This window comes from Moorella naiadis (nom. illeg.) (genome assembly GCF_051020825.1).
Taxonomy (GTDB): Bacteria; Bacillota; DSM-521; order Neomoorellales; family Neomoorellaceae; genus Neomoorella; species Neomoorella naiadis.
Map to the genome: position 1 here is coordinate 148,585 of NZ_JAXGFQ010000002.1, position 12,474 is coordinate 161,058.

Genomic DNA, 12,474 nt, shown 5'->3' on the forward strand with positions numbered 1-12,474 from the left:
GCATCCTGCCGCTACAACACAATTTACCCATCTGGTCGCTCGGGGCTTATCCAGGGACCACCCTTTTCACCTCTGTTACATCCCGAATCCGGCGCACTTTATCCATGATGTAGTGGAGGTGCTCCAGGCTGCGGATTTCAATCTTTAAGTCCACCAGGGCCTGGTCGTTACGGGTGGCCCGGGCATGGATGGAATTGATAATGGTCTTGGTATCGGCCACCGCGGCCATGATGTCCATGGCCAGGTTGGGCCGGTCCAGGGCCAGGGCTTCGATCTGCACTTGATAGGTGGCCTCGGCGTCATTATCCCAGGCGACTTCGATGATCCGCTCTCCCTCTGTCTCCTGGTGGTGCTGGATATTGGGGCAGTCGGCCCGGTGCACTGTGACCCCCCGGCCCCGGGTAATATAACCGATAATGGCGTCGCCGGGCAGGGGGTTGCAGCAATGGGCCAGGCGGATATCCAGGTTATCGACGCCCTTCACCCGGACCCCGTGAGAAGGCCGGCCGAAGCCGCTCCAGGGCTTGAGGGTATTCTTGACCGCTTCGGCATCCGGCGTTTCTTCCTCCCCCTTCAAGCGTCCCAGGACCTGGAAGGGGGTGAGAACACCGTCCCCCACGGTAACGTAAAGGTCCTCTACATTGGCCAGGTTGAATTTACGGGCCGCCTCCTGGAGCAGGGAGGTTTTCAGGATCTCCTCCGGGTCAAAACCCTGCTTCTGGCACTCCTTTTCCAGAAGTTCCCGGCCGCGAACCAGGTTTTTCTCCCGTTCCTCCTTCTTGAACCACTGGCGGATGCGGTTTTTGGCCTGGGAGGTCTTGACGATATGCAGCCAGTCCCGGCTGGGCCGGCTGCCTTTGGTGGTCAGGACCTCTACGATATCGCCGGTCTTCAACTGGTAGTCCAGGGGGACGATGCGGCCGTTGACCCGGGCGCCGGTGCAGCGGTGACCGACGTCGGTATGCACCCGGTAGGCAAAGTCAATGGGTACCGAACCGGCCGGCAGCTCGACGACGTCCCCTTTAGGGGTAAAGACATAGACGCGGTCGGAGAAGAAATCAATACGCAGGGATTCCATGAATTCCCGGGGGTCGCGCATCTCCCGCTGCCAGTCCAGGAGTTGGCGCAGCCAGGTCAGCTTCTGCTCGAATTCCCGGTCGGAACCGCCGTCACCTTCTTTATAGCGCCAGTGGGCGGCAATGCCATACTCGGCGGTGCGATGCATCTCCCAGGTCCGGATCTGGATCTCAAAGGGGTCGCCGTTAGGGCCGATGACTGTCGTATGCAGGGACTGGTACATATTGGGTTTGGGCATGGCCACATAATCCTTGAACCTGCCCGGGATGGGTTTCCAGATAGCGTGGACCAGGCCCAGGACGGCATAGCAGTCCTTGACGGTATCGACGATGACCCGCACGGCGATAAGGTCGTAGATCTCGCTCAGTTCCTTGCCCTGCTTGACCATCTTGTTGTAGATACTATAAAAGTGTTTCGGCCGCCCCTGGATGTCGGCCTTGATACCGGCCTCATCCATCTTCTGCCGCAGGACTTCAACCACCTGCTGGATATACTCTTCTCGTTCCCGGCGCTTCATGTTGATGCTGTTGACTAGCTCATAATAGCTTTCCGGTTCCAGGTAGCGCAGGGCCTGATCCTCGAGCTCCCACTTCAGGCGGAAGATACCCAGGCGGTGGGCCAGGGGAGCGTAGATCTCCAGGGTCTCCCGGGCAATCTCCTGTTGCTTTTCTACCGGGTGGTACTTCAGGGTCCGCATATTGTGCAGGCGGTCGGCCAATTTAATTAGAATAACCCGGATGTCCTGGGCCATGGCCAGAAACATCTTGCGCAGGGTTTCCGCCTGCTGCTCTTCCTTGGTCTTATATTCCAGCCGGCTTAACTTGGTGACCCCGTCCACCAGCAGGGCCACCTCGTCGCCGAAGAGTTGTTTGATGGTGTCCAGGCTGATAGGAGTATCCTCAACTACATCGTGAAGGAGGGCGGCGGCGATGGTCACTACATCGAGCTGGAGTTCCGCCAGGATGGCCGCCACCTCCAGGGGATGGGTGATGTAATCCTCCCCGGAACGCCGTTTCTGGCCCCGGTGGGCTGTCGCTGCCAGGATGTAGGCATCCCGTACCAGTTCTAGGTTAGCCCCGGGCTGGTACTCTTTAATCTGTTCCTCCAGTTCCTGTAGATTCATCGCCCTGTCGCACCTCCTTTCTTGGTAGTTGCCGCTGGAATTCCCGGGCCAGCTCCCTTTCGGCCTCTAATTGCTGGTAACGCCTGGAGGCCATCAAGTCGCGCCTGGCGGTTACTTTCAGGGGCTGGACCAGTAAACCCCGGCCGGTGGCGGTGACCCGGATTAAGCCCAGTTCTTCAAAGATAGCCAGGTAACATAATTGATGATAACCCTTATTATTAAGTATGTAAAGATCGCGGCCGCGGTTAGCCCGGCGCTGTAACTGACGGTAAAAAGCAGCCAGTTCCTGGCGTAAATCCGGGGTTGGTCTTTCCCCGGCCGGCCGGCAGATAGCCACCCGGGGTAGCTGCTCTCCGGGCGGCAGGGCGAGTTCCACCTCCTCCTGGCTCCCGGGCTGGTAGGTAAAGACCACCAGATCGGCCGGGTAAAACCAGGCCGGAACCTCCCGCCGGGCCACCAGCAGCGGCAGCCGGCCGGCCAGGGCCCCCTCCCGGGCCAGGAGAAACTGCCGGTAATCGCCATAGGTATCCACCGCCACCAGCCGGCCGGGCAGGGCTGCGGCCAGACGGCTTACCATCCCGGGGAGCTGGCTCTGGGTAACATAGAGGAGGATCCGCCGGTCCTGTTCCAGGCTAGCCGTCAAAAAAGGCAGCAATTCCGGCCAAAACTCCCAGGTGGCTGGATCAGCGGCCGGCTGCAGCAGCTGTCCCTGTGGCTGATTTCCTTGCACTAGGGGCGAAAATAGGGAAACCTCCCCATCAGGGGAAGTCGCCGGCCAGAAGGGGCTGCAGGTAATTACCCCCGTAGCCCGCTCCAGGACGCCCGCGACCCCGGCCCGGCCCAGCCAGGGGCCCAGGGGCCGCCAGGTTTCCGCCGGGGGAAAAAAGCGGCGGCAGCCGTTGTAGGCCTGACGGACGGCGGTAGTCGTAGCCAGCACTACCCGCACCCGCCGGCCAGATGCAGCTGATAACTCCTGCAGCCGCCGGCCCCAGGTCGGTAGCGTTCCGCCTTCACCGGTGGCGGCTACTAGTTCCCCGGCCCCGGCCGCGACGTTCACCTCAGGTTGCGTCGGTTCCAAGTCCACCAGCTTGAGCTGGAGTTCCTCCTGTTCCCGGTAGGTGTTACGCTCCAGGAAAAAGGCCAGATCTACCGGCCGACCGGGAGCAAGGCCCGGCGGCAGGGAGAGGTTAAAGCCGATGGCCCCTATCTCCCGTCCCTCGCCGGCTACAGTCATCTTCAGGTGGGCACCCTCTTTACCGACCTGGCGGGCGGCCCTGATCTGGGCGTGGCGGGCGACGAGGATAGGCCGGGGGTTGCCTTCACCAAAGGGGGCGAGCTGCTCCAGTTCTGCCAGGAGCTGCCAGTCGAGGTGGCTCAAGAGGACCTCCGCCTCGGCCTGGAGCGCCGGCGGTTGCGGTTCGATTCCTTGACCTGCCAGGGCGGCGTTGAAGGCCGCCCGGAAGGCGGGAATTTCCCTGGCGGCAACCTCCAGGCCGGCTGCCTGGCAGTGGCCACCGAAGGCCAATAGGTGCGCCCGGCACCGGGACAGCAGCTCATGCAGGTTAACCCCCGGGATACTGCGTCCCGAGCCCCGGCCCTTCTCCCCGGCCAGGGCAATCAGGATTACCGGGCAATGAAAGCGTTCCACCAGGCGGGCGGCGACAATGCCGATCACCCCGGGATGCCAATCCGGGGCTGCCAGGACCAGAGCTTTCTCTCCCCGGGCCCTGGCCGCGACGGCCATCTCTGTGGCGGCTGTCAGAACGCCTTCCTCCAGCAGCCGGCGTGTTTGGTTCTCTTTTTCCAGCTGCTGGGCCAGCTCCAGGGCCCGCTGGGGTGAACTGGTCAGCAACAGTTCCAGGGCCGGGTCGGCGGCGCCCATCCGGCCGGCGGCATTTAATCGGGGAACCAGGCCGAAGGCCACCTGCCGGGCGCTCCAGCTGCCGGCAGGCAGACCCGCTACCTCAGCCAGTGCCCTGACCCCCGGCCGCCGCGTCGCCGCCAGTACCGGCAGGCCCAGCTGGACCAGCAGCCGGTTCTCCCCCTGCAGGGGCACGGCGTCGGCAATGGTTCCCAAGGCTACCAGGTCCAAGGCCCAGCCGGCCGCCACCCCTACGGCGGAGGGCAGGTTAAAGGAGTTCGCCAGGGACTGGGCGAGTTTAAAAGCCACCCCGGCGCCACAAAGGGGGGTTATCTCTGGCGCCAGGAGAGGATTAACTACCGCCGTTGCTACTGGTAGTTCCGCTCCCGGCTGGTGGTGGTCGGTAATGATCAACTCCAGGCCCTCCCGGCGGGCCACCGCCGCCTCTTCCAGGGAGGTAATGCCGCAATCAACAGTCACCAGCAGCCGGCAACCCCTGGCCCGGGCCCGGTCCAGGCCGTTCCTTTTCAGACCGTAGCCCTCAGCCAGGCGGTCGGGCAGGTAATACTCAGCGGTAGCCCCCAGCCGGGCCAGGGTTTCCAGCAGAATGGCCGTGGCCGCCAAGCCGTCAACGTCGTAGTCACCATGAATTAAGATTCTTTCCCCCGCTGTTATGGCCTGAACTAACCTGTCCCGGGCAGCGGCCAGGCCGGGGATTGCCTCCGGCGGGAGGATGTTGGCCGGATCAGGCTGTAAAAAAGCCCTGGCTGCCACCGCTGTCGTTAGGCCACGGTTCAGCAACACCTGGGCTGTAATGGGCGCAATATGTAGTTCCCGGGCCAAGGCCAGTCTCTCGGGCAAACTGGCCGGCGGGATCTCCCAAACTGGCGCCGTCAAATCTCCTGCTTCCTTTCTATGTCCGGGTTTTCCGACCCGGCCGCTGCCGGCGTCCCCTGTTCCAAGCGGGCCAGGTTGGCAGCCAGGCGGTGGTTCTCCTGCCGCAGCTGTCGGATCTCCCGGCTGGCCCGTACCTGCCGGACCAGGCCCAGCAAAAAGACGACCAGGGCGCCGAAGGCTGCCGCACCCAAAATTACCAAAACCAGGGAGATCTCGGGAAACTGCCAGGCCAGAAAGCGGATGTTGACCGCCACGGCGTTCTGGACGGCAAAGATGGCCACCAGCAGGGCAAAGAGAATGGCCAGGAGCGAATAAATCTGCATACCACGTTCCTCCCGGAGATTATTACCGCCAACCTTCCCTATATTTCGCCCTCGAAGGCTGTTTTTCCTGCTCCGGACATTCCCGGCACACCGTGCAGTCCCGGATTGAGGTGCAGGGCTCGGCGTGGATTAAGACATGGGTGTAGGGTAAAGAGGCCTTAATCTCGTCGCTGATATGCTCGCACAGGTCGTGGACGTAATCAATATGTTCATAGCGGGGCACTACCAGGTGCAGGTCAATCTGGCGCTCGCGGCCGGATTTACGGGTACGTAGTTTATGAAACTCCACGTATTGATCAGCGTGCCTGGCGATGATCTCTTTGATGATCTGCTCTTCTTCCGCCGGCAGACTGGTATCCATCAGGGGTAACAGGGCCTCCCGGCTTAAACTGTAGGCGGTCTTGATGATCATGGCTGCCACTACCAGGGCCACCACGGGATCTAACCAGTGAAAACCCGTCAGCTGCAAAGCCAGCAACCCCACCAGGACCCCTACCGAAGTATAAACGTCAGTACGCAGGTGCCAGGCGTCGGCGTCCAGGGCGACGGATTCCGTTTCCCTGGCCACCCGGAACAGGAAATTGGCAACCAGGTAGTTGACCAGGCTCGCCCCAGCCATGACAGCAGCCCCGGCCAAAGCGCTGGTTACCAGGTGGCCGCCGGTCATGAGCCTGCGGACGGCCTCATAAATAATCCAGAGGGCCGCCACAAAGATCAGCAGGGCTTCGATGGTTCCGGAGATATTTTCTACCTTACCGTGGCCGTACTGGTGCTCGGCATCAGCCGGTTTGCTGGCGACGCGGACCGAAAAGTAGGCAATTAGGGCCGCCACCAGGTCCAATCCGGAGTGGATGGCTTCCGACATGACGCTGACGGAATGGATCCCGTAACCTATCATCAGCTTACCCAACACCAGGGATATGTTGGAAATTATCGAGACCCTGGCGGCCCTAACCCTGGCATCCATGCGGACTTCCTCCCTCGGCTTAAATTAAAAAATTGGACTCCATCCGGGATAGATGAAGTCCCTGCCCATAAGGCTTTAACCCAATTTTACACTGCTGGCCGTGAAAATGCAATTAAAAAGCCTAAAAAAGGCCAAGCAGGCGTCCATTGAGAAGGATTACCACTAAAAACAGGGCGATTCCCCGCAAAATCAGGGGAAACAGTCCGCTAGCTATGGCAGCTAACGGGTAGCGACGGTGAAGATAGGCCGTGCCCAGGGCACCCAGGGCACCACCGCTTACCAGTCCCCACAGGGGGCCCAGGAAAACCCCGGCCAGGAGGAGGGTGGCGCTGGCGGCCAGGAGGAGCTGGCCGCTAGTTGCTACCGCCTCCCGGGAGGAGGCCGGCCACCACCTGGCCAGGCGTTCACCGGTAGCAATAAGCAAAGCCCCGACCACGGTGATTACCGCTACGTAAGGCGGCGTCAAGCCTGGAGCAAGGCCAGTTAAACCGTAAAAAACCCCCAGGGCCCAGAGGAGGAACAACCCCCGCCAGGGCCGTACCAAACCTGCCGCCAGGGCCAGGGTAAAGCCCAAACCGCCCAGGAAAGAAATTATAGCGATGGCCATAGTTTTAGTATAAACGAAAGCTCCCGGTTTCAACCAGGAGCCTGGATAACTGGAGTATAATAACCGCGGCCAGGCTAAAAATGAAGGCCCTAGCCAAGGACGGACTTAGGCTGTGGTGTTCCCACCGGTGACGACACGCTGGCCGGATGTCTAAGATAGCTGATCGGGCTGCTTGAGCTGCTGCTGGTTATAAGGCCTAATGGGAAGTCGCCTTGCGGTTTTTCGCTTTGGTTACAGTTTTGCTCTCGGCCCGGATGGCTGCCGCCTGGCGGTGGCGCTCCCGGCTCATATTCCGGAAATCAACCCACAGGGGGCTGGCATTAAAGATGGAGGAATAACAACCGCTAATGGTACCAATGAGCATGGCCAAGGCCAGGCCCCTGGTGGATTCGCCGCCCAGGACCAGCAGGGCCACCAGGGCGATAACTACAGTTGCTACGGTGTTGATGGAACGGCGTAAGGTCTGGATGATGCTCTTATTGACTATCTCCTCGAAGGGTTCTCGTTTGCGCAGGCGCAAGTTTTCCCGCACCCGGTCATAGATAACAATGGTGTCATGGACAGAATAGCCAATGATAGTCAGTAAAGCGGCTACAAATCCGCTATCAACCTCCCAGCGGAAGATAGCAAAGAAGCCAGTCACCACCAGGACGTCGTGGACCAGGGCCAGAATAGCCGTCAACCCAGAAAGAAAATCACCAAAGCGAAGGGTGATATAAATTATCATTAATACCCAGGCCAGGGCCATGGCTTCCAGGGCTTTAATTTCCAGCTCGCGCCCGATTACAGCCCCGACATGATCGTTACGGATAACTTCCATCTGCCCCAGCTTAGCTTGCAAAGCGCTGGTTACCTGCTTGACCTGGTTATCATCAAGCTCCTTGCTGCGAATCAGGAATTCGTTGGCGCCTGATTCCTGGATCGAACTCTGGTTTAGGTTTAAACTATCCATAACCTCCCGTACCTGGGCTGTATTTACCGTCTGGTGAAACTTTACTTCTAACATATTACCGCCGGTAAAATCAATCCCAAAGTTCAGGATAGGCCGGTGCAAGGCCATAGCAATCAGCCCCGGGATAATGACCAGCAACGACAAAGCATACCACCATTTACGCTTGCCGATGAAATCAAAATACATTATGCCCCACCCCTTACCGTTTGCACTTGCTGGTCAGGCCCTTTTACCCCGTAAAAACCATAACCCTGGAACCATGGGACATCTGCCACCAGGTGCAGTAAAAATCGCGTCAGAGTAACGGCTGTAAAGAAGCTGGCCAGGACACCCAAGCCCAGGTTGATAGCAAAACCCCGGACGGCGCCGCTGCCTAAAAAATATAGCACCAGGGCCGCTAGGATAGAATTGCTGTTGGTGTCGACAATAGTTACAAAGGCGTGGCGGAAGCCGGCATCAATGGCCGCCCGCAGGGTTTTACCATTGCGGAGTTCTTCCCGCAGGCGCTCATAGATTAGAATATTGGCGTCAACGGCCATACCTACAGATAGTAAAATACCGGCTATACCTGGTAAGGTCATGGTAGCCTTCAGGAGCCAGAGGGCCGTTAAGATAATCAGCGCATAGATCACCAGGGAAAAGATGGCCACTACCCCCGGCAGGCGGTACATGACCAGCATGAACAGAGCAATGAGAATCATGCTAACTATAATGGCGTTTTTACTTTTTGCCAGGGAGTCGGCTCCCAGGGTCGGCCCCACTATCCGGTGTTCAATTAACTGCACCGGTACCGGCAGGGCGCCGCCTCGCAGCAAGGCTGCCAGGTTGGCCGCCTCGTTAAAGTTGGCAAAACCCCCGCTAATACTGGCCGTGCCATTGGGAATGGCCGTTTTCACCTGTGGGTTGGTCAGGAGTTGCTGATCTAAATAAATACCGATGGCCCGCTTGGGATCCCCATAGGGGTAATTGTTGACAAGTTTCTGGGTAACGTCGGCAAACTTTTTGGTGCCCTCGGCATTAAACTGCAGGGTAATCTCCGGTTCCCCGGTCTGCTGGTCGATAATAGCCTTGGCATCCTTGAGGTCTTTACCAGAAACTACTACCTGGCCGTCACTAGTCTTGAACTCCAGCTGGGCCGTCTTGCCGATTATTTTGATGGCTTCCTCCGGGTTGCTGACGCCGGCCAGTTCGATAATCAGGCGATCATTGCCTTCTTTTTGAATTAACGGCTCGGCTATGCCCAACTGGTCGACCCGGTCCCGCATGACCCGTTCTAAGGCGGCCATATCTGCTGCGGTTACTGCATGGTCCGGCGTGCTCTGGGCCTGGGCTACTATGTGCACCCCGCCCCTGAGGTCCAGGCCCAGTTTCATCGCTTGCATTAAAGGTTTAAAGGCGCCAAATCCCAGCGCCAGGATGGCGATTAATACCACAACCAGCTTAAAGAAACCGCCCGCTCCTTTTCCCCCTGCCAAAACTCCTGCCTCCCTTATGAGAAGTGAGATGTTGGAGGTTAGAGGCAACCTCTACCCCATAAAAATAGCATCCGTATAAGTAAGGACAATATATTATAACCCTGTGGACAATAACCGTCAATTGTTCTGAATCCCTCTGCTGCTAAATCTTTCAAGCCAGGCTTCGTCGCGTTCTTCATCGTGGTTGCCGCAGGCCACCATAATGATAGCCTCTTCGTCTGCCGGCATCCCCAACCGGGTTAAAATATGATAAGCCAGCAGGGCCCCGGACTGGCCGTGATCCTGCCGGCTGACCACATTCCCGATATCATGTAAGTACCCGGCGATGGCCGCCAGTTCAGCTACTCTCTGGGGAAAGCCCAGGCGTTCCAGGACATTACGGCTGATGCTAGCCACCAGATTCAGGTGGCGGTGACTATATTCAGCAAAGCCCATAGTCTCCAGGTGCTCATTGCCCCTGGTGATCAGGGCCTCCACCTCCGCGTCTCGCTTGACTTCCGCCAGGGTTACCAGGGCCAAGGGCCATTAACCCTCCTGGCCCGGTACATAGGCCACCCCGGCTTTATCGACTTCGACCTCGACCTTATCGGCTATCCGGACCATCATGGTATTATCTTTGATTTTGGTAATCCGCCCGTGCAGGCCCCCGGCCAGGACCACCCGGTCGTCCACCTTCAGGCTGGCCAGCATCGCCTGGCGCTGCTTCTGCTGCTTCTGTTGCGGCCGGATCATCAGGAAGTAAAGGATACCCATGAAGATTACCAGATAAAAGATAGTGCCTCCCCACTGTTGCATGAAACAAACCACCACTCCTTCGAAATGAGATATTAGAAGTGGGAGGTGAGAGGTGGGAGGCTTGTCGAAACTGGTGGCGCCAGTTTCAGACTAAAGCTTCCGAACTCTCATTTCTCCCGTTCGCTGGCGGCGTATCCCGCCATAAGGGGATCCTTCGTAAAAATTGGTCAGTGTCGGTTCTGGTAGAATATTCGACGGGTAGGGTCGGAATACCTGCCACCTTTAAATTTTTCCCGAATTATAGCGTTCATAAAAGTCGGCCGCCGTCTCTTCCAGCTGGTCGCCGGCTATGGCCTGGCGCAGGCGGTGCATTAATTTAATCAGAAAATACAGGTTGTGGATGGTTGTTAACCGCAGGCCCAGGATTTCTCCGGCTTTGAGGAGGTGGCGGATATAGGCACGGCTGTAGTTACGGCAGGTGTAGCAGTCGCATTCCGGGTCCAGGGGCCGGAAATCCCGGGCATAGGCGGCGTTGCGGACCACCAGCTTGCCGTAGGTGGTCATGACCGTGCCGTTGCGGGCAATACGGGTAGGCAGAACGCAATCAAACATGTCCACGCCCCGCCGGACCCCTTCAATCAGGCAGTCCGGGGAACCGACCCCCATGAGGTAGCGCGGCTTATGCTCCGGCAGGTAACCCTGGAGTTCTTCCAGGATGCGGTACATCAACTCCTTGGGCTCACCTACGCTCAATCCGCCGATACCGTAGCCGGGGAAATCAAGGGCGGTTATCTCCCGGGCGCTGCGGCGGCGCAGTTCCGGTATGGTCCCCCCCTGGATGATCCCGAAGACGGCCTGATCCTCCCGCTGGTGGGCCCGCAGGCAGGCCTCGGCCCAGCGGCTGGTGCGCTCCACCCCGGCGGCTACTTCCTCCGGGCTGGCCGGGTAGGCGACACACTCGTCGAAGGCCATGGCGATGTCCGATCCCAGGGCTTCCTGGACGGCCATGGACTCGGCCGGCCCCAGGAAATGAGTGGCGCCGTCCAGGTGAGAGCGAAAGGTCACCCCCCTGTCGCTAATCTCGCGCAGGTCAGCCAGGCTGAAGACCTGGAAACCGCCGCTGTCGGTGAGGATGGGCTTCTCCCAGTGCATAAAAGGGTGCAGGCCCCCGGCCTCCCGGACGATATCCGCCCCCGGCCGTAGGTAGAGGTGATAGGTGTTGGCCAGGATGACCTCCGCCCCCAGGCTGGCTACCTCTTCCGGGGTCATGGTCTTGACGGTGGCCTGGGTGCCTACGGGCATAAAGACCGGCGTCTCAATGCTGCCGTGGGGCGTCGTCAGGCGTCCCAGCCGGGCGCCGGTAGAACGATCGCGTTTAAGCAAAGTGAAGGTTACGGCAGGCATGGCTTCCTCCCCATTACAAAATCAGCATGGCGTCACCGAAACTAAAAAAACGATAGCCCTCCCGGACGGCGACCCGGTAGGCGGCCAGGATCTGTTCCCGGCTGGCGAAGGCGCTGACCAGCATCAGCAGGGTCGACCGGGGCAGGTGAAAGTTGGTAATCAGACAGTCGATAGCCTTGAACCGGTAACCGGGGTAAATAAAGATATCCGTCCACCCGCTACTGGCCTGGATGGCGCCGTCCTCCCCGGCCACCGTCTCCAGGGTGCGGACGACTGTCGTCCCTACCGCTACCACGCGGTGCCCTGCCGTCCGGGCGTCATTAATGGCCGCCGCCGCCTCAGGCGTAACGGCATAATACTCGGCGTGCATCTCGTGTTCCTGGATATTCTTTGCCTTGACCGGCCGGAAGGTCCCCAGGCCGACGTGGAGGAGGATGCTGACGATTTTTATCCCCCGGTCCCGGATCTCCTGTAGGAGGCGGGGGGTAAAGTGCAAGCCGGCGGTAGGGGCCGCTGCCGAGCCCTCTTCCCGGGCATAGATCGTCTGGTAGCGCCCGGGATCGGCCGGCTTCTCCTTGATATATGGCGGCAGGGGCATTTCCCCCAGGCGCTCCAGCAACATCTCCCAGGGGCCGTCATAAAAGAACTCCATGACCCGACCGCCGGCGCTGGTTGTACCCGTAACCCTGGCCCGCAGTTCGCCCTGACCGAAGAGCAGCTCCGTGCCAACGGGCACCCGGCGTCCCGGCCGGACCAGAGTCTCCCAGGTATCTCCTGCCTGCCGGTTCAATAACAGGACCTCAATCTTCGCCCCGGTACCGGCACGGCGGGCCCACAGGCGGGCCGGGATAACCTTCGTCTCATTCACCACCAGCACATCGCCCGGTTCAAGGTAACGGGGGAGGTCGTAGAAGTGGCGCTGCTCCAGGGAACCACTCGCCCGGTGCAGGACAAGGAGCCGCGAGGCATCCCGCGGCTCCACCGGTTGCTGGGCGATTAGTTCTAGCGGTAACTCGTAATCAAACTCTTCAAGATGCAACTTTTTTCTTCACC

11 protein-coding genes are annotated in these 12,474 nt (G+C 59.5%); all 11 read right to left on the minus strand.

Annotated elements, in window-relative coordinates; translation table 11 throughout:
• Positions 1 to 46: 46 nt before the first annotated feature.
• The gene (locus SDD30_RS02080; protein WP_434073272.1) at positions 47 to 2,200 is read right to left on the minus strand and encodes a RelA/SpoT family protein; all 2,154 of its coding nucleotides are present in this window, start codon (positions 2,198 to 2,200) and stop codon (positions 47 to 49) included.
• On the minus strand, positions 2,169 to 4,958 hold the full coding sequence (gene recJ, locus SDD30_RS02085; protein ID WP_434073273.1) for a single-stranded-DNA-specific exonuclease RecJ: 2,790 nt from the start codon (positions 4,956 to 4,958) through the stop codon (positions 2,169 to 2,171). Before recJ ends, SDD30_RS02080 begins: the two co-directional genes overlap by 32 nt.
• Positions 4,955 to 5,281, minus strand: coding sequence for a LapA family protein (locus tag SDD30_RS02090; RefSeq protein ID WP_434073274.1), 327 nt, complete (start codon positions 5,279 to 5,281; stop codon positions 4,955 to 4,957). Before SDD30_RS02090 ends, recJ begins: the two co-directional genes overlap by 4 nt.
• 22 nt (positions 5,282 to 5,303) lie before the next feature.
• Entirely contained in the window at positions 5,304 to 6,248 is a 945-nt protein-coding gene (locus SDD30_RS02095) for a cation diffusion facilitator family transporter (RefSeq protein WP_434073275.1), read from the minus strand.
• 121 nt (positions 6,249 to 6,369) lie between these two features.
• Positions 6,370 to 6,888, minus strand: coding sequence for a hypothetical protein (locus SDD30_RS02100; RefSeq protein ID WP_434073276.1), 519 nt, complete (start codon positions 6,886 to 6,888; stop codon positions 6,370 to 6,372).
• Between the two features lie 163 nt (positions 6,889 to 7,051).
• The gene (gene secF / locus SDD30_RS02105; protein ID WP_434073277.1) at positions 7,052 to 7,993 is read right to left on the minus strand and encodes a protein translocase subunit SecF; all 942 of its coding nucleotides are present in this window, start codon (positions 7,991 to 7,993) and stop codon (positions 7,052 to 7,054) included.
• On the minus strand, positions 7,993 to 9,282 hold the full coding sequence (secD, locus tag SDD30_RS02110; RefSeq protein WP_434073278.1) for a protein translocase subunit SecD: 1,290 nt from the start codon (positions 9,280 to 9,282) through the stop codon (positions 7,993 to 7,995). Before secD ends, secF begins: the two co-directional genes overlap by 1 nt.
• A gap of 117 nt (positions 9,283 to 9,399) precedes the next feature.
• Positions 9,400 to 9,801 carry an HD domain-containing protein gene (locus tag SDD30_RS02115; protein WP_434073279.1) on the minus strand — a complete coding sequence of 134 codons (402 nt, stop codon included), beginning with the start codon at positions 9,799 to 9,801 and terminating at the stop codon, positions 9,400 to 9,402.
• A 6-nt stretch (positions 9,802 to 9,807) separates the two neighbouring features.
• Positions 9,808 to 10,077 carry a preprotein translocase subunit YajC gene (gene yajC / locus SDD30_RS02120; RefSeq protein WP_434073280.1) on the minus strand — a complete coding sequence of 90 codons (270 nt, stop codon included), beginning with the start codon at positions 10,075 to 10,077 and terminating at the stop codon, positions 9,808 to 9,810.
• A gap of 222 nt (positions 10,078 to 10,299) precedes the next feature.
• Entirely contained in the window at positions 10,300 to 11,421 is a 1,122-nt protein-coding gene (gene tgt / locus SDD30_RS02125) for a tRNA guanosine(34) transglycosylase Tgt (RefSeq protein WP_434073281.1), read from the minus strand.
• Between the two features lie 13 nt (positions 11,422 to 11,434).
• The gene (gene queA / locus SDD30_RS02130; protein WP_434073282.1) at positions 11,435 to 12,460 is read right to left on the minus strand and encodes a tRNA preQ1(34) S-adenosylmethionine ribosyltransferase-isomerase QueA; all 1,026 of its coding nucleotides are present in this window, start codon (positions 12,458 to 12,460) and stop codon (positions 11,435 to 11,437) included.
• Between the last annotated feature and the right edge of the window lie 14 nt (positions 12,461 to 12,474).